General features: G+C 57.1%; 11 protein-coding genes. 5 read left to right on the top strand and 6 right to left on the bottom strand.

From position 1 onward, the window contains the following. Nucleotides 1-675: 675 nt before the first annotated feature. The 3 genes from J3U88_RS12955 to J3U88_RS12945 are packed head-to-tail and all read right to left on the bottom strand — an operon-like array spanning nt 676 to nt 4,248. The gene (locus J3U88_RS12955; RefSeq protein WP_207859192.1) at nt 676-1,122 is read right to left on the bottom strand and encodes a response regulator; all 447 of its coding nucleotides are present in this window, start codon (nt 1,120-1,122) and stop codon (nt 676-678) included. Beyond that, a complete protein-coding gene (locus J3U88_RS12950; RefSeq protein WP_207859191.1) occupies nt 1,103-2,998 on the bottom strand; it encodes a sensor histidine kinase in 1,896 nt (631 codons plus the stop codon). Before J3U88_RS12950 ends, J3U88_RS12955 begins: the two co-directional genes overlap by 20 nt. Further along, nucleotides 2,995-4,248 (bottom strand): ABC transporter substrate-binding protein, encoded by a 1,254-nt coding sequence (locus J3U88_RS12945; protein WP_207859190.1) that lies wholly within the window; start codon nt 4,246-4,248, stop codon nt 2,995-2,997. Before J3U88_RS12945 ends, J3U88_RS12950 begins: the two co-directional genes overlap by 4 nt. A 592-nt stretch (nt 4,249-4,840) precedes the next feature. Between J3U88_RS12945 and J3U88_RS12940 the strand changes: the two genes are divergently transcribed. Both J3U88_RS12940 and J3U88_RS12935 read left to right on the top strand, forming a co-directional pair. After that, on the top strand, nt 4,841-7,630 hold the full coding sequence (locus tag J3U88_RS12940) for a cyclic nucleotide-binding domain-containing protein (RefSeq protein ID WP_207859189.1): 2,790 nt from the start codon (nt 4,841-4,843) through the stop codon (nt 7,628-7,630). A 31-nt stretch (nt 7,631-7,661) separates the two neighbouring features. Next, the gene (locus tag J3U88_RS12935) at nt 7,662-10,001 is read left to right on the top strand and encodes a PhoX family protein (RefSeq protein WP_207859188.1); all 2,340 of its coding nucleotides are present in this window, start codon (nt 7,662-7,664) and stop codon (nt 9,999-10,001) included. Between the two features lie 811 nt (nt 10,002-10,812). Here J3U88_RS12935 and J3U88_RS12930 read toward each other — a convergent pair. Then, nucleotides 10,813-12,294: a right-handed parallel beta-helix repeat-containing protein gene (locus J3U88_RS12930; protein ID WP_207859187.1), complete on the bottom strand. Its 1,482-nt coding sequence runs from the start codon at nt 12,292-12,294 to the stop codon at nt 10,813-10,815. Between the two features lie 622 nt (nt 12,295-12,916). Here J3U88_RS12930 and J3U88_RS12925 point away from each other — a divergent pair. After that, entirely contained in the window at nt 12,917-14,521 is a 1,605-nt protein-coding gene (locus J3U88_RS12925; protein ID WP_207859186.1) for an AbgT family transporter, read from the top strand. Between the two features lie 252 nt (nt 14,522-14,773). Here the strand turns inward: J3U88_RS12925 and J3U88_RS12920 are convergent, their stop codons facing one another. After that, complete coding sequence (locus J3U88_RS12920) at nt 14,774-15,229, bottom strand: DCC1-like thiol-disulfide oxidoreductase family protein (RefSeq protein ID WP_207859185.1); 456 nt, start codon at nt 15,227-15,229, stop codon at nt 14,774-14,776. A 179-nt stretch (nt 15,230-15,408) separates the two neighbouring features. After that, nucleotides 15,409-15,726 (bottom strand): hypothetical protein, encoded by a 318-nt coding sequence (locus tag J3U88_RS12915; RefSeq protein WP_207859184.1) that lies wholly within the window; start codon nt 15,724-15,726, stop codon nt 15,409-15,411. A 271-nt stretch (nt 15,727-15,997) separates the two neighbouring features. Here J3U88_RS12915 and J3U88_RS12910 point away from each other — a divergent pair, with 271 nt between their 5' ends. Then, nucleotides 15,998-17,728: a hypothetical protein gene (locus J3U88_RS12910; RefSeq protein ID WP_207859183.1), complete on the top strand. Its 1,731-nt coding sequence runs from the start codon at nt 15,998-16,000 to the stop codon at nt 17,726-17,728. Nucleotides 17,729-17,851: 123 nt separating this feature from the next. Beyond that, nucleotides 17,852-18,295 (top strand): RDD family protein, encoded by a 444-nt coding sequence (locus tag J3U88_RS12905; protein WP_207859182.1) that lies wholly within the window; start codon nt 17,852-17,854, stop codon nt 18,293-18,295. Nucleotides 18,296-18,388 lie beyond the last annotated feature (93 nt).

Below are 18,388 nucleotides of genomic sequence, written 5' to 3'. Positions count from 1 at the left end.
AGCAAGGAACTCCCCGCGGCAAGTTAACCTCAGTCTCTAGTAGACCTCAATCCCAACAGCATTTTTTCTCCTCAAAAGCCTTTCACAAAAAGAAGGTTTTTGAGGAGAAAAAATGCCCCCGCTGAACACGGCCGCTTCATCGGCCGCTAGGCCGGGGTATGCCTGGCTCTAACAAAAACGGTGGAACCTGAGATTTCCCCTTGCACTCAAACCCACAACACACTATCTGGGCTACAACGTCCTGTGAGAATGCTCACCGCACCCATTGGGTGCGGTCGTGCGCGACCCCGGCCCGCCTTTTCCAAGCCATTTCGCTCCAGATCTTTAGCGAATATCCCACGCTCTTATCGCGCTTCTTAGGTGAAAATTTCCCAACGGATATTCTGGTGCATGCTTACGCCTAGTGTTCCCGACACAACGGCGGCGCCGTGGGAAAACGAGGACGGCGGAAGCGCAGAGGCGCCGTCGTAGCGTCCCCCGGGGTGGTACCGTCTCACCATTGTCGTCGAACCGTCCTTTTCGTCGTGCAACAGGTTGCTCGGTGTGGCTCGGTTTCCAGGTAACCTGGTGGTTCCACCGGCTTGATGCCGACCCATCGATGTGCGGCTACCCGCGGTCGGCGCCCAACCGGGTCACCCTGCCTTTTGGCGTCGTGTTTTGGGTTTCCAAAAGCGTTTATTCGGCCACGCTTAAGGGGTTGTTGAGACGGCCCCAGTAATTACAAACATCTTGGGCGAGTTTCATGAAATCGCCAAAATCCATCGGCTTGACCAGGTAGCTGTTCACATGGGATTCGTAGGCTTTGATTTTGTCTTTTTGGCTGGCCGAGGTGGTCAGCATCACCACGGGGATGGTTTTCAGGTTTTCCGAATTTTTGATGTAATCCAGCACTTCCAGGCCGTCCATTTTCGGGAGCTTGAGATCGAGCAAGATTAAGCTCGGTCGCTCCGCGTCTTCAAACGGCGCGCGCCGTTCGAGAAAAGCGACCGCCTCCTCACCGTCGGCGGCACGCCAGACCCGGGGTTTCTGGGCGGTTTCACACAAGGTGAACTGAATGAGTTCGGCGTGTTGGTCGTCGTCCTCAACAATCAAAATTTTAAATTTATTGCGTTGATCCTTCATGTGTCGCCCCGTCGTTACGTTGTGTTGCTGTTTCCCCATGACGTGGGAATTCGAGATGGAAGGTACAACCGTTGCCCTCGGATTCAATCCAGACTTTGCCATGGTGGGTTTTCATGATTTTTTTGACAATGGCCAAGCCAATACCGGTGCCTTCAACCGAAACATCCAAGCGTTGGAACAAACCGAAGACCCGGTCGTGGTGGCGCTTGGGAATGCCGTTTCCGTTGTCTTTCACATAATAGTGAACCGAGTCGGCATCCTGCTCGCCGCCCACCTCGATGATGGGGTTGGTGATCAGGGACGTGTACTTAAGGGCATTGCTCATTAGATTATCAAAAACTTGAGAAACGCGTATTTCGTTTCCACGGATTTCCGGTAAGTTTTTTTGGATAACGATCTCGGCCGGGTACATTTCGATCAAGCCCACTAAATTGGTTTGCACGTTTTGCAGCACCTCGTTCATGTCCAGGCGCTCCATGTCCGTCTCCGCGCGGCCCACGCGGCTTAAATCCAGCAGGTCGTTGATGAGCTCGCTCATGCGGCGGTTGGCTTTCTCAAGCGTTGGTAATTTTTGCAGTGCCTCTTCCGCTTTCCCTTGCGCCGCAAACACCTTCATCATGCCGATGAAACCCATGCTGGTGACCACCGGACTTTTCAGGTCGTGGGAAACGGTGTAAACGAACTGTTCCATTTCGTTGTTGGAACGCTCTAGTTCGCGTTTGTGTTGGTCCAGTTCCTGGGTAAGTTCTTGGGAGCGCGCCAACAGGTGTTCGGTTTCTTCGTTGCGTTTGGCAAAGACGCCCGCGGCCCGCGCCATGATGCCGATCTCATCCTTGCGATCCACGCCGGGGATGCTGGTTTTTTCGCCGCGGGACAGCTTGAGCAGGGTTACCGAAACCGCGCGAATCGGTTGGGTGATGCTTAGGCCGATAAACACCGAGAAGAACAAACCCAAGATCATGCAAGCCACCGAAAAAATCAGGTTAAACGACTGGGTTCGGTTGGTGTTGTTTTGAATTCTACTGATGACGGGGTTCATTTCATCCAAAATACTGTCGCGCAGGCCGGCGGAGACGTAGCTGAACTCCAATGCTTCACCGGCCATCACCACCCCGGTCAGGTACAAAAAGGAACGGGTTGCTTGCATGATGCGCAGGGAGAGGTTGGTGAGCCCGGAAATGGCCTGGCGCAAAAATACCGCATCTTGCCCCGGTTCCTTCGCCAGTTCGCGGTCCAGGGCTTCGATGGTGACGAGGCTTTGTTCAAGGGGATAGGCTTCAAGCTGGAGCAGGTAGTTGAACAGGTTTTCCTCGAGGGATTTGATTTCAAAGAACAGGCGCCGACCCAGGTCGCGGTTGTGGTTCTTGCCCGCGCGGTAGTTTTTCAACGCTTGTTCCAACTGGCGATGGGCCAGGGCAAGTTCTTCGTCCTCAAGCCTTTTGCGCAACCGCCGTTGTTCGACCGCATCGAGGAAGGTACCGCGGTATACCTTGAGGTGGCCTTCCATGCGTTTGAGCAATGCCAAGCTGTTGTTGTCGCGGTTCAGGCGTTTCAAGTCGGTCAGGCGCCCTTCGATTTCACCCACCACCACCAGCGTGCGGTCGGCAACGCTGTCGTGACCGGTATAACTGAAGACTTGCACGTAGCGCTGGACCTCGGAAACCTCGCGGTTCAATTCCAGCACCATGGTGGCGCGTTCGTTGAGGTTGCGGAAGGTGTTGAATTCGTTTTTAACCAAGTTAAAGCCGCTGTAGGAAACCCCGCTAATCAGCCCGATACCAAGGATTAGCAGAAGAAAGCCAAGCATGATCCGGGCGCGAATGCTGCCCCAAAAGGAGCCTGTTTCGGGAGCGGCGGTGATGGCGCGTTCGTTCATGAAAGCAAGAACTCCTTCCATTTAATCAAGCTGTACTCGTATTGCTGCATGACCGTGTTCCAGACGGCCACGTTGCTGAAGCGCTTGAGGTAGGAGCCGCCGCGGCGCGTTTCACCGGGTTGGACGGCGGGTTCTCCATGCGTGTTGTTGAGCACGGTGCCGGTGGGTTTTCCCGCGTACCAATAATTCCATTCGTCCTCGCTGAGGAAGGATTTTGAGAGGTGTGGGGTGGAAATATAGTAACCCTGGCGGGCGATAAAGGCGCCGGGCCAACCGGACAACCACCAGTTCATGTAGGCGTAGGCGGCGTCGGCCCGGGCGCCGGTGGTGGCACTGGAAAGGCACATCACCCCGTGCCACGCGCGGTAACCCTCGCGCGGTGCCGCGTACAAACAGGGAATGCCGCGACCACGTAGCGCGGCCACGCCGGGCGAGAACATGCTCTCCACCAAGACGCCGTCCCGGGCCATAAAGTCGACCGATTGGGGAACCGAGGTCCATACGCCGCGGAAGTGGCCTTTCATTTTGTAGTCGTTGAGGATGCTGAAGAGCTCGTCCAACTCGTTTCGGGTCATATTGGCGATGTCGGTGAAGGTCATTAAGCCCTTGGCGCTCGCGGCCAGGGCGAGATCGAACAGGCCGATCGTCGGTGCGTTGACGATGGCTACCTTGCCGCGAAAGCGATCATCCAACAACCATGCCCAACTTTCCTCGTCGTATTCGCTGCCCGGTGGAATTTCCGCCGAGTTATACCCAATGGAATCCACGTTGTGAACGTAGGGGAGGAACGAGATTTCCTCCGTGTTGTTTTCCGAAAGTGCGCCGTCGGGTTGGACGTGCAGCAAACGGTAGGGCGCATCGCCCGCGCCGAAACGTGCCTCGGGGGTGAGCTTGCCGGTTTTGGTTAAATCGTTGACCTCGTCCCATTTTTCGATGCGTTTCTTGTCGATGGGTTGGATCGCCCCCGCGCGCCACAATATATTGATGCTGTTGGACCATTGCTCGTAAAGGTCAAAGGATTCGGGGCGCGTCGATGCTTTGTGGAGTACCTGGGCGCTGCCGCCGGGTTCGAACTGGATGTCGATGCCGAGGTCGCGCATCGCCTGGGTGCGCAACTCTTCTTGCAGCGTGACGTGGGTGCCCAAAACCCGAATGGCAAACTTTTTGGGTACCCAGACCGCGGGAAAGGCGCTGTAGGTGCTCGCGACGGCGGCGCAGATTCCGGTTTTGAGGAACGAACGGCGTTTCATGCTGAGGTACCTTTTAGAAGCGACCCCAGGGGTCGACAGAATGCCTGAGCGCGGTTCAGCCCGTGAAAAAGCTAGGGTCCGCGAGGTTTTCGAAAGGCGATGATTTTTGACCTATCGTCAGACCCCGAGTTTTTCTTAAAATTCTAGCGGTATTTCAAGGAAAGTCTTGTACTGGTGCGGGGTTGTCGCTGCTCGCGTGCGAGAAACCGTGCTCTGTGCTTTAACCTAAGCGGCGCTGAAGCGAGGGGGGTTTAGCTAAAGATCTGGAGCGAAAGGGCCTGGAAAAAGCGGACCGGGGTCGCGCACGACCTGCACCCACCGGGTGCAGTGAGCCTTTTCACTGGCCGTTGCAGCCCAGAGGTTTAGCTATAACCACCGCGATTTATCGCGCTTCTTAGGTTTTACCATGCAAGTGATTGCGATATGCTAGCCTTATCGTTTTTTGTCGCCTTTCGTCGTGGGAAGCGGTTGGTGCGCCTGCCGGCTCGGACGGTTTCCGCCGGCCCGGTATTTCCTGCATAGCAAAGGGTGGACGGCTTCGAGGTAATAACCGTTCTTTCTGGTATTTTATTGATGCTGAAGGGCTTTCCCCATGAACGTTGATGATCAACTTGCGTTTTTTCAAAAAAATGTCGCTTTTTTCGACCGTTCCTCCGACCAGGTTTTATCTTCCGTCGTTCCTCACTTCAAGCCACGCGTGGTTGAAGCCGGCGAATATTTGCTGCGCCAAGGCGATTCCGGCCGCGAAGTTTTTGTGGTCAAGCAGGGCTTGTTCGAAATTTTATTGGAGGACCATCGCGGTCGCTCCCAGCGCATCGGCTGGGCCGAGTCCGGTGATTGGATTGGCGAAAGTGCCGTGCTTACCGACCGCCCGCGAACCTACACCGTGGTGGCCCGACGCGATTCGGTCGTTTACTTCACCGACGCCGATTCCTTTCGCAAGGCGTTTCGTCCCAACTGGTCGCTGCTGCGCCAAATCGCCGGCTTTTTGATGGAACAACGCGCCAAGTTGCGCAAACCCCGGCCCGGCTCGATTCTGATCGCGGCCAGTTGTTCGCGCGGCGGTGAATTAGGTGAGCTGGTCCGCAACAGTTTGCGCAAGGCGCTGGAGATTCGCGACGACGGAGCCTATCTCGAAAGTGAGCAATTTAAAGAGCAATTCCAAGTAGAGGATTTGAAACGACCCTCTCATGATCCGCGTCGCATTGCCGCCACCGAATGGCTTAACCTGGAGCAAAACGACCACCGGTTTGTGGTTTTGATGACCGACATGAAAAATTCGCCGTGGAATGCGTTTGTGTTGCGGCAGGCCGATTTGGTGTGCAGTTTTAACTCCGTCAAACGCGACCCCCAGCCCGTTTCCCGCGAAATGCAGATTTTTACCACCCGCATGAGTCGGCCCGCCGAACTCGTGCTGGTTAACCCGCTGGACAACCTGCGCGATGTCGACCCCGAGGCCTGGTCCGCGCCGCGCCACCTCGGCCGCGTGCATATTTTGTCCGCACCGCACGATGTCCAGGCCAGCCGCTTGCTCGATCAGTTGGTCGACAACATGGCTTGGCCGGAACGTTTGTCCGAGTTCGCGTTGTTCCAGGGTATTTCCCCGGAGCAGCGCGCGCTGATTTACGAGGAACTGCGGTGGACCTCTGTCGACGGCGGCCAAACCCTGATTAGTGCCGACGATCCTGCCCGCTACATCCATTTTGTCAGTACCGGGCGTTTTGTGGTGGAACCGGCCGAGGATCAGCCGGAACGTCGGCGCCGCTATTTGGGCCACGGCGAATCCTTCGGCTTGCGCGAGTTGATGGCCGGTGCCGGCCACCGCGAAACCGTGCGTGCCCTGCGTGACGGCAGCGTGGCGCGCATTCGCCGCGAACGTTTTTTGACCCTGATGGAAGATTTACCCAGTTTGAGCCGCAACGTCGCCACAAAAATGGCCGAATCCTCGTTGCGTGCCGGTGCCAGCGAACGCCAGCACGTCAGCAACATTGTGTTGTTGCCGATTACGCCGCACATGGATGTGAGCCCCATCGCCGACATGCTCGCGCAAGCCTCGCGCGCCTTCGGGCCGTCGAAACATTTGGAGTCGGCCATCGTCGAGGGTTACCTCGGCGCCGGCATGTCGCGCATTGGCCGCGGCGAGGCCGGCGACTCCAACCTCTTGGAATACTTCCACCGTTTGGAAGCCAATTACACCACCCTGGTTTACGCTTGTGATTCCGGCGACACGCCCTGGACCATGCGCTGCTTGCGCCAGGCCGACCGCCTCGTGTTGGTCGCCGAGGCCGACGGTAGCCCCGAGATCGCCGCGCTGGAACGGAAGATTATGGAAGTGCTCAAACGAACCGGCCACGCCCCGTGTCATCTGGTGCTGATCCAGCGCCCGGAGGCGATTGAAGGCAAAAACACCATCGCCTGGCTCAAACCCCGCGATTACCTCGCGGGCCACCACCACATTCGCAAGGGCAACCGGTCCGACCTCGAGGCGCTGGCGCGCAAGTTGACCAACCGCGCCGTGGGCGTGGCCTTTAGCGGGGCCACCATCGGCGGTGTCGCCCACCTTGGCGTTTTCCGCGCCTTGGTCGATCAGAACCTGCCGATGGATGTGGTGGCCGGCAGCAGTTCCGGTGCCGTCGCCGCCGGTTTGGTCGCCATGGGCTTGTCGCCCAGCGACGCTTTCAAACGGGGTAGCGGTGCCCAAGCGAGCCGCCACACCTTGTTTCCGCGCCAACCGCCCTACGTGTCCTTGACCACCGGTGAGGAGATGAACCGGCTTTACAAACAAACCTTTGGCGAAAGTCGGCTCGAGGACCAACTCATCAATTGCCTCTTTACCGCCGTGGATATCAACCGTCACCGCCTCGTTCGCCTGCGAACCGGACCCATCTGGCTGCTGGTACGGGCCTCGTCCTCGTTACCCGTTTTGTGGCCCCCCGTGTGGATCGATGATAACCTACTCGTCGATGGCGGCATGGTGTCCTACCTGCCGCTCGACGAGATTCGCGAGGATTGTGCCGAGGGGCTGGCCGTGGCGTCCGATTTGGATACCGGCACCGGCCAAGAACAATCCGCGTTTGGGAACTGCAAGCGATATCCCCAATCCATTTCCGGCTGGCGCGTCCTGCTGGAGCGCATGCTTTCGTTTCGTAAAGGCTTGCGTTATCCCAAGATGGGCGATATTTTGTTCCACTCGTTGTGTTACTCCAGTTTGCAGGCGCGTCGCAACGCCGCCGAATCCGAATCGCTGCTGGTCGTGCGGCCCGAATTGGGCGCCTTCGACCGCTTTCAGGCCGACGCCGCCGCCTTGATCGAACTGGAACGGTTAACCTACGAAACAACCAAAGCCAAGTTGGCCGGCAAGCGGTTCTCCTTCCTGGGGTAAGCGCCCGCCGCCTCCCCCAGGAGACACTGTCATGACCGAGTCGCGTTCTTCCGGTGAGATCAGTCGCCGTTCTTTTTTTCGATACATGGGTGCCGGCGCCGTGGCCGGCGGGTTACCGTTTTTTAACTGTACCTCGAGCAAGGTCGGCGAAACACCCGCCGGAAAAGCCGCCCAAACCGGCTGGGTCGCCGCCGACGGCAAACCCAACTGGACCGAACCCGCGCGACCCGTGCCCTCCGCCGCCGCGCCCAAGCAGGCGCCGCCCTCTGTTTTCACCGTCAGCGACGGGCTCGAACTGGCCGAGGGATTTTCCTACCGTATCATCGCCGGCTGGGGTGATCTGCTCGGCGCCGACGGCCACCAAATCCGCTTCGGCTACAACAATGATTACACCGGTTTGTTGCCCGTGCCCGGCTCGAAAACCGATTATTTCCTGTTCGTGAACCACGAGGACATTTCGGCGCGTCCGTGGTTGCAGGGCATGGCCAAGTTCCGCGAAACCGCCGCCTTCGATGTGGGGCTGGCGCCCGACCCCGCCGACCCCAAAAAACCGGTGACGCGCGTGGCCGGCACCACGGTTCCCGGCAATGCCATACCCCTGGCCCAAATAGCCGCCTTGCCGGAGCCGGCCAGAGCCGAGATCCACCGTCTGTGCGAAACGGCCCTCGACGATTTGGGGATTTCCATCGTGCGCGTGCGCCGTGACGATTCAGGCAGCTTCAGCGTGGTGCGCGATGCGACCGATCACCGCCGTTTCAGCGGGATTGCCCCCCACAATGTCAAAACCATGGCCGGCGAGGACGCATCCTCCTTCGACGGACCGGCCGCCTTCTTGTTCAACAGCGCGCCGCGTGGCACCTTCGGCAATTGCAGCGGCGCCACCACCCCCTGGGGCACCTTCCTCACCTGCGAGGAGAACATTCAGAACCACCTCAACCCCGGCGTGACGCCCGCCGGTGCCGAGCTGGAGACCGACCGCAAGGGCGTGATGTTCCAGGTGAGCCGCAAAGGGGACGGCACCGTCGACGGTTCGATTCCGGCCCCCAACTTCATCTATGGTTTCGGGTTCGGTTTGGAAAAGCCGCTCGATGGTCGCGAGTACGGCTGGGTCTGCGAGTTCGATCCGGCCACGGGCCAAATGAAGAAACACACCTGGCTGGGCCGCTTCCGCCACGAGAACCTGGCCCCGCGCGTGGTGGCGGGCAAGCAGATGGCGGCCTACATGGGCGACGACCGCCGCGGCGGCCACGTCTGGAAATTCGTGAGCAAACAAAAAGCCAAAGACGCGCGCGGCGAAACCAACCTGCTCAGCGACGGCACCTTGTATGCCGCCCGCTTCGAACCGGGTTTCAGTGGCGAATGGTTGCCCCTGGTGCCCGAGCAAAAGCTGGTCCGCCCGCAACCGGAACACTGTAGCCGCGGCCGCTTGACCCTACCGCGCCGACCCAGCGGCGGCGAGGTTCTGGTCGGCACCGAACCAGGCGAGGGCGTTTTGTCCGTCGACGCCTGGGTCGCCGAAATCGAAAACTATACCAACAAAGCGTTTGACGCATGCACCCTGGGCGACCTGGTGGAAGGCGCGGACCGCGACCAAAAGCAGGGTTTGCTGGTGCTGGATGCCTTCGTGATGGCCAACGCAATCGGCGCCACCCCGTCCTCGCGCCCGGAAGATCTCGAGGTGCACCCTGGCGACGGCAGCGTGTATATCGCCTTCACCGATCACACCGGCAGCGGTTCGGGTTCCCCGGACCAGCGCATTTTCGAGGACGCCGTCGGCGACGTCTCGCGTCGATACGGCGGCATCTACCGCTTGATCGAAGCGGAGGACGACCCCGCGGCGACACGGTTTAGCTGGGGCAAGTTCGTCAGTTCCGGCGACGTCTGCGACGCGGGCGGCGGTTTCGCCTGTCCCGACAACCTGGCTTTCGACCCACAAGGCAACCTGTGGCTGGTGACCGACGTTTCCTCGGGCACCCTCAACCGCGGCAACGCCTCGGATAAAAAAGCCTTCCAACCGGGCGGCAAACGCTATCCCGGCGTGTTTGGCAACAACGCCATGTACATGGTCCCGGCGGACGGCCCGTCACGGGGCGTGCCCCATTGCTTCGCGGTGGGTCCCTGCGAGTGCGAGCTAACCGGCCCCACCTTCGCGGCCGACGGCCGAACCTTGATTCTTTCGGTGCAGCATCCGGGCGAAATCTACGGCACCCGTACGAGGGCCGAGCCGGCGGGCAAAGAACGCTTCCGAATCCGCAACGGGGAAGGGCAGATCGTCGCCCAGGAGCGCGAGGTCCCCCGCGGCAGCAACTGGCCCTCAGACCAATTGGACACGCCACCCCGCCCCTGCGTCGTCGCCATCATCAAAGGGTAAAACTTAAAAAGCGCGAGGTATCGTGTTTTTTAGGTGAAATACAGAAATGGGGCCTCAAACGAGACCCCCCTTCGTTTAACGCGGTTTCACGGCGTTGCCCTGCGACCGGAAAGCATGCGAATGTCACGCCCTCGTCAAGGCGGTCATTGTGGGGTGGACAGTAGGCTACCTAGAAACAACGGGGCAAAACCGAAAATCTTAACCGGTTACCGCCCCGCACAAAGGGAACGCCGGCACCGATACCGTTGGCAAGGTAAATCCTTGCTGGATACCAACTCTGGGTTGGGTACGGGCGCGAAGCAGCCCACGACCAACCCAGGGTATCCCCCAGGTCTCCAGAGTGTTGCCGTGTCCATCAGTAAGCACGCGGATGTCCCTCCCTCGTCAGGGCAATCATTGTGAGGACGGTAAATAGCTACCCAGAATGGACCGGGGCATAACCGCCGATCTAAATCGGTTACCGCCTCGCAGAAGGGGGACGCCGGCACCGATACCGTTGGCAAGGTGAAGCCTTGCCGGATTTCAGCCCTGGGTTGGGTGCGGGTGCAAAGCAGCCCGCGACCAACCCAGGGTCACCAATTAGTTTTCACAATGTGCTCTGGAAGAGCACCGGTAGAAACTCAACAATCACAATATGTTGCGCAAAACCATCTCCGCGTATTTTGTTACTGATGCAAGAAAGCGGCACGCAACTGGGGCAATCCCTGTTGCGTACCGCGCTATTTAAACGGAGCCTTTGATTTTAGCGGGTGTGCTCGAAAACCGAACCCGTCTCCTCGAATCGATCAGGTTTCTGTTTTTTGTTTCCCGTTTACCAATGACAGGTACCGAACTTGAACGTCGAACCGTTTACCCCTGAAATGGTGCTGCCCGCGTCCAGTTTGTAACCCGGTACATTAATTTCTTGGAAATTCGTGCTTTCCAGCTCAATTGAGGTCGTTCCGAAAAACACAAAACCACCCTTGGTGCGGTTGATACAATCCGGGGCTACCAGGCTGTTGCCCGTCATTTTCGGGGCGGTGCAATTGGTGAGTGTTACATGGCCGTAGTTGCCCGAGCCGGCTTCGCCGAGGATTTGGTTATGGGAGATGACCGGCGCCTGCTGGGATTGGATGTTCATGGCTGAAAAACCAAAGGGGCGGCCGCCCTGATTGGAAAGTCGGTTGTAGATAAATTGGTTATTCGAGGTTGGACTCGCCGACCAGGCGACAATCGCCCAATCGCGACTGTCGTTGATTCGGTTGCTCATGACACGCACGTCGCGGTAGGTGCCGCCTTTTGTGTTTAAGATGATGCCGCTGCCGGTTTTGGTGATGGTGTTCCCGAGAACAAGGACACCTTCAATACCATGTCCCGCCGCGGGGTAGGCCACCAGTTCAATGCCACCCCCGTTCTCTGGGAAAATTTGGTTCCCTGAAATGCGGCTATCGCGTAAATAGTGCGATTTGATCGCGGCCGTTCCGTCACCATAAAACTCGTTGCCGGTAAGGACATGGTTACTGCCATTCACGCGGATACCGTTAATGGAATAACCGCTAAAGGAACTGTTGGTGACGGTCACGTTCCGCGTGTTGTTCAGCACGGAGGCATGATCGCCTTCCATGTAAATGCCGCCGCCGTATTCGATATTTTCAACATGCATGTTATCCACGAAGAGTCGCTGGGTATCGTTTTCATTGAGCCACAGGCCGATCCCCCAAATATTGGTGAAATGGCAATTCACCAGCTCGCCGCCGGTTCCAGAGGCAATACCCAAGGCGGTCCCGCTTGGTTTGTGTTTCTTTAGAATTGGGTTCCAACGCATGCGGCGTGCTAAACCGGAATTCAGGAAGTTGGTATTGCGAAATTCATAGGTGCCGTGGATATTAAGACCCATCAGTCCTTCTTGTGCGTCTCGAATGACACAGTTCTCGAGCTTCACCCGGGCGGCTCCGCGAAATACCACCAAGGTAGGGACTTCCTCGGCGGTTGTTGCGCCCTGAACCTCAATGCCGGTGAGTTCGATATCACCCGTTGCATGGATCACGAGACCGTTGGTTTCGATTATGGGTGCCGTTCCCGGCGCCGCGGCCAAACGCACGGAAGTTGTAGTGGTTTCCCAGGAATGGATGAAGATGGTTCGATCCAACAGGACGGTACCGGTTGGGCCGGCATCGCTGAGCGCGACATCAAGTGCGGCCCCCCAATCGCCATCGCCGGCAACATAGCCGTCATAGTCTTTTAAATGCACATCTTGAGCAAATGAGAAATAGCAAAAACCAATGAGCGCAAAAACACTCGCAACGTATTTCATAAAAAATCCTCAATTTAAAAAATAAAATCGGCTGCTTTCAGCCGACTACGAGGTAATTCCCCTTAGGAGGGAGAATCCGCCATTTTTCACAAAATAACTCAGCTAGATTTCTGTGGGGGGTCCCAAGCACAAGGGAATTGGTTTCTTCGTCGGCCGGCGATCAACGGAATCGGAGAGAAGGGCGGCCAAACGCGCGAACAGGTTTGTGCAACGGTTAGGCTTTATTTTGGATGGGCGGTTGTTCGACTTGAGTTCGGTTGTGGATGGTGGCAACGCGAGGATCGCTATCTGAAACAACGGTTGCGGAAACCGGTCCCCGCACGTTCCCGCGCTTTGCTGAATGCTGAAGGGGTGCTTTGATTGAATCGCGGACGTTTGTCTCTTGGTTCATCTTGGCGGCGCGTCGGTGAAAGGTGAACAATAACAATAGTTTGCGTGATCCTTTTTTCGGAGATTCAGAGATATCCGGGTCCATTTATAGGGCTTCGGTGATAAGCTTACGGTTTATTCATGAGGGCGACGCCGCAAGCTGTATGTGTATCCACTTCCCGTGCGGAACGAAAAGCCGTCAGGCTGGAATGCCCTCGCAACACCCTAAATTTCCAAAAGTGAGTACCTTATCATGTCTGATACCCCTTCATCTCAATCCAACGCCCCAGAGCACAAAGAGCAAGGCTGGTTCGGAAAGTTCCTGAACCTTGTTGAATGGCTCGGTAATTTATTGCCGCATCCCGTGATTCTTTTTGCCATGTTCGCTCTTGGTGTCATTTTGGTTAGCGGCATTGCCGGCTTGTTCGATCTTTCCGTTGTCGATCCTCGGCCCGAAGGCGCAAAGGGGCGAAGTGCAGACGGCATGATTTACGCCGTCTCCTTGATGAACGGGGAAGGCTTGCGGCTCATCGTCTCTGGTTTGGTTACCAATTTCACCAACTTTGTGCCCTTGGGAACGGTGCTTGTCGCCATGTTGGGGGTCGGCGTCGCCGAGCGTTCGGGGTTACTCACGGTCGCCATTCGGCTGCTGGTTCTCAAAGCGCCGCCTCGTTTCATCACGGCGGCTTTGGTTCTCGGCGGCGTGCTTTCCAACACGGCTTCAGAAATGGGTTATGTGGTTTTGGTGCCGATGGCGGGGTACATTTATCTTTCGCTCGGACGCCATCCTATTGCCGGCATGGCGGCGGCTTTTGCCGGCGTATCGGGTGGTTATAGCGCCAACTTATTGATTGGCACGGTCGATCCCTTGCTTTCGGGTATCACCCAGGAAGCAGCTCAGTTGATCGATCCCGCTTACCAGGTTCACGCCGCGGTGAATTATTACTTTATGGCGGGTTCTACCTTCCTGATTACCATCGTTGGGACCTTTGTGAGCCTTGTGATTGTCGAACCGCGCTTGGGTACCTATGACCCCAGTCTCGCCAGTGAAAAACTGGATACGTCCGATACGCTCAAGCCCGTCTCCGGTCTCGAAATTCGCGGCCTATGGATGGCGGCCTTTTCCGTATTGGTTTTAATGGGGATCGTTGGTTTTATGTTGCAATCAGGCGGCGCCTTGCGGAACCCCGAAACCGATGAAATCTTAAACTCACCCTTCCTAAAGGGCATCGTGGCCTTCATCTTCATCTTCTTCCTGGTCCCGTCCGTGGTTTACGGCAAAGTCGTCGGTACCATTAAAAAGGGCGACGACGTGGTCGATGGTATGGCGAAAGCGATGAGTACGCTTGGTCTTTACATTGTGCTGGTCTTCTTTGCCGCGCAGTTCGTCGCCTTTTTCAAATTGACCAACCTCGGTTCGATTTTAGCGGTGACGGGCGCTGATTTCCTCAAGGATATCGGCTTAACCAACGCACTGGTGTTCATCCCGTTTATTCTGATGTGCTGCTTTGTCAACCTCATGCTCGGTTCGGCCTCGGCGCAATGGGCTGTGACGGCGCCTATTTTTGTACCCATGTTGATGCTGGTGGGTTTCAGCCCGGAGGTGATTCAAGCCGCCTACCGCATTGGTGATTCCACCACCAATGTGATCACGCCGATGATGTCTTATTTCGGACTGATTCTGGCGTTCGCGATGCGTTTCGACAAAAAAATCGGAATCGGCACCATCGTTTCCACCATGCTGCCCTATTCGATGCTTTTCCTTTTTTGCTGGATCATTTTCTTTTACCTCTGGGTGTTTGGGTTGGGCCTTCCCATTGGCCCGGCAACCACGATTTATTACGCCCCAGGAGGCTAAAACAAGAAAAGGCCGTTCCCACACGGCCTTTTTCCTTACAGCTATTGCCCGCAAACCTGGGTGCGATCAGCTTGGACGCTACCCTTTGCCTAGTGCAAGGTGTTCGTGGCACTAACCGGTTTATCGTTCATGGGTGGTGCGACTACCCGGAGGAATGGCAACCCTTGCGTGATTGGGTTGGGCAAACCACTGCCTTGTTTGAAACCTTGCTGCCGGCGTGGACCCATGAAGATGTGGCGGGTCGCTAAATCCTTAGCTTGCTTCTGGTTTGGCGGGGTTTTGGTCGAGGATTTGGTCGTTTTCTCGGGCGCGGGTCGGCATGACCGCGCAGGCTTCATTGCAGCCGAACACCCGGCTGAGTAGGTGGCGGTTGCGGCTGACCCACATGTAGACCCGCTCGGCGATCCAAATGACGCCGGGGATCCATAGGAACAAGGCCACCGGGATGGTGGGTAACATGCGCATGCCGACAAAACGCAGGGCGCGGGCGCCGCGATGGATGCGGCCGGTGCGGGTGACGCAGTGGATCGCTTCCAGCAAATCGGCGCGTTCGATGTTTGGCGCCATTTCGCGGGCCTTGGGGTTGCTGACCGGTAGCAGCGATAGCACATTAAACCAATCCAGCCAGGTGAGGACTTTCATTTGGAAGCGGCACAGGGGGCAGTGATCGTCGTAAAGCAAAATGTGGGTGTCGGTGGTGGAAGACACGGGCGCTCCTCGCGATGGTTGATCGGATCGGTCAGGTCAAAACCTAAGAAACCCGATAAATCGCGGCGATTTTGGTTAAACCTCTGGGCTGCAACGGCCTGTAAAAATGCTCAGGGCCACTTTGTGCGCGTCGTGCGCGACCCCGGTCTGCTTTTTCCATACCATTTCGCTCCAGATTTTTAGCCAAAATCCTCGCGTTTATCGCGCTCCTTAGGTTCAAACGTTATTTCAGCACGGTTGTTGCGTCGCGGCAAGCGATGGTCGTTGCGATGGTTCGCGAATGCGCGTTCTGGGACCGGCGGCGCGGTGGCGGCGTGTGAAACCTTGGCTGAAAGTGGGGATTTCAGCCAGGATCGGGCACGGTTGAACGTAGGATGGGCGTCATCAAGCTCAATAAGGATAAACAGGTTGCCGGGGTGTGCTCGGTCCTGTTCCATGACGCCGGCGGTGCTCGATTTGGCTGCTTGAATCGCGCGGGGCGAACGCCTTGCCGGCATCTTGTCGGTGCTCCGTTCTGTTTAGCCAATGCTTCCTTGCGCACCCGACCCCCAGGGGTCGCTTCTTCCTCTGAACGGCCCGCGCCTAAAGGGAAAATTCGCGAATGAAGGCGCTTCTTTGCCCGCGCTCGGTCCATTTCGCTTGCAACCGGCACGCTCGCGGCCTTCCTGGTCGAGTGTGTTCGCGGTCGGAAGGTCCGCTCTCCGTGGCGAACCTGAGATTGATGCTTGGTTCACGCTGTTCTCGATTCATTTAGTAAGGACATTCATTATGAACCCCTTTGTAACGACCCGATTCGGGTTTCGTGCGACCCAGGTTGTCGCGCTCCTTTTTTTGCTCTTTGGTGCTTTTGACCTTACCGCCCAATCCTCAACCGACTTCGAGGCACGCAAAGCGGCCTTTCGCCAAACGGCCCTAGCCAATCTCAACAACAACGCATTACCCATTCAAGCCTTTGAAGGCCTGCCGCTGTCCGAAACCCATTTGGACGATTTGTTAAGCGGTTTGTTGGACCGCGAAACCTCGGACTTTGTCCTGGTCGTTCTGATGCGGGTCCTGTGCCTGACCGACGCCTACGACGAGCGCATCCTGCCCATCATTACCCAGCTTCCGTTTTGGTTGCGCGAAAACGAAGACCTGCGCGTGTATTGGTCGGAAAACCACATGATCATGTGGATGTCCTCCGATTGGCTGATGATGGAACGCTTCGACTGGTCCGTCGATGACGCTTTGCGCAAGCGTTTGATTCATTACCTCAACCTGAAAATTGAATATGGTTACTACGAATTCTTCTCTTCGACGTACTATCCCTATACGCTGAGCGGGCTGCTTAACCTCGCCGACTTTTCCCAAGACATGGAAATCGCGGCATTGGCGGCAAGCGCCGCGCAACGCCTGATGGCCGACGTGTTGCTCCTGGTGAATGAGCAAGGCGCCTTTTTCCCCGCGGCGGGCCGCAACTACGTGAGCAAATACCTCTCGGCGCTCAACCACAACCACGACAAGGTGAATTACCTGTTCACCGGTTTGGGGCCGGTGCCGACGGACGCCTCCCACGCGAGCGCTTTTGTGGCGACCTCCTCGGTGGACTTTGGTGCAGTGATCGATTCCTGGCGACCCCAGCTCAACCAATCGCTGACCCTGGGGCATCCGCTTTCCCAGGGCGATGTGCTCCACGCCGGTCAAAGCGACATCGACAGGATTATTTTCCAGTGGAGCGCGGGTGGTTACTTCCATCCCGACCTCGCCGAGGATACCTTGTGGTTGCTCGACGAACTCGATCTGTGGGAACACCACGATTTCAACGATTTCGCGGGTTTCGAAGGTTTTCCCGCCTGGGTGGCCTCAACCGGTTCCATCATCCTGGCCTCGATCACGCGGAGTTCGGTGTTAACCGGTGTAAATATTGCTATTTACAAGGACGGTCCGGTATCCTTGACGGCGACCCAAGGCTACTGGAGCGGCCGTTTGGGCTACCAACTATTTCCCTGGGTGGCCTCAACCGGGACCATCGCGGTTTGGACCCAATCCGGCGAGGTCAAAACCGAATGGCGTGACCGCGGCAGCATGAACGCTAACACCCATTTGCCCCACGTGACCCAAAACGACAACGTCGCCCTGGTCATGTATCAACCCAATGTGGATCTGCCGATCTTCGGCATCGACGACCTGGATGTGGCGCTTTATTGGCCGGAAGACCGCTTCGATGAGACCCGGGCCTTTGGGAACTGGGTCCTTGGTCGGGAAGGGGACGGTTATGTCGCGGTGTACAAACACTGTAACGCGGTGATTAACGGCCATTTCGCCTGCGATGACGAACGCGGCCAAACCTGGGCGGTGGTGGTCGGCAACAACCAAAGCCACGGTGATTTCGATGCCTTCGAAACGGTCATCCGCGCCGGTTCGGTACGCGAGCAATGGCGCTGGGACTGGCGCAAATTCACATTCAACTACGTGGCTCGGGTCCAGGTCGACGGCAAAACCATTGAAAAAACCTGGTAGCGGGGTGACGGCGACGCCTCATCGCGCGGTGAGGCGTCGCGTTTTTCTTGGCCCTTTCTTGTATTAACTTGCGCCTATTTGGGCCGATTCACAGGAATGCGCACCAGGAAAGGAACTCAGGAAATGGATTTGGAACTTTCGCCTATACAAGATGCGACACGGTCAAGTCGTGCCGTTGCCGCGTTTATTGATTTGATGATACTTTTCATCGTAACCCTCTCGGTCGTCGGGCTCTTCGAGCCGATGTGGCGAATGATGATGGACCCCGAGTTAAAGTGGCTTAACCGAATGATGGGTTTTGGTACCTGGAGCTTGCTCCATATCTATCTACTGGCCACCAAGGGGCAGACCATTGGTAAACACCTTTGCGATATTAAGGTCGTGCGTGCTGATGGCGAGAAAGCAAGTTTGGGCGCGTTGTTTTGGCGGCATGGTGTGGTGGCTCTGGTAGTGGGTATTCCCCTGATCGGACACTGGTTGGTGATCATCGATATGCTTTCAATTTTTCATGAAAACCAACGGATGTTGCACGATCATGCGGCGGGTACGCGGGTTGTCGTGGCCTAGCCCACCTTTCTCACAAAGAATTCTGCTACGAAGCCGAAGGTCTTGCGATTACGAGGGGGCGGCCTTCCGCGTTACTCGGTCGAGCCGCCTTCG

Source organism: Acanthopleuribacter pedis (assembly GCF_017377855.1).
In the GTDB taxonomy this organism is placed as follows: domain Bacteria; phylum Acidobacteriota; class Holophagae; order Acanthopleuribacterales; family Acanthopleuribacteraceae; genus Acanthopleuribacter; species Acanthopleuribacter pedis.
This window is presented reverse-complemented; position numbering and strand designations above follow the sequence as displayed.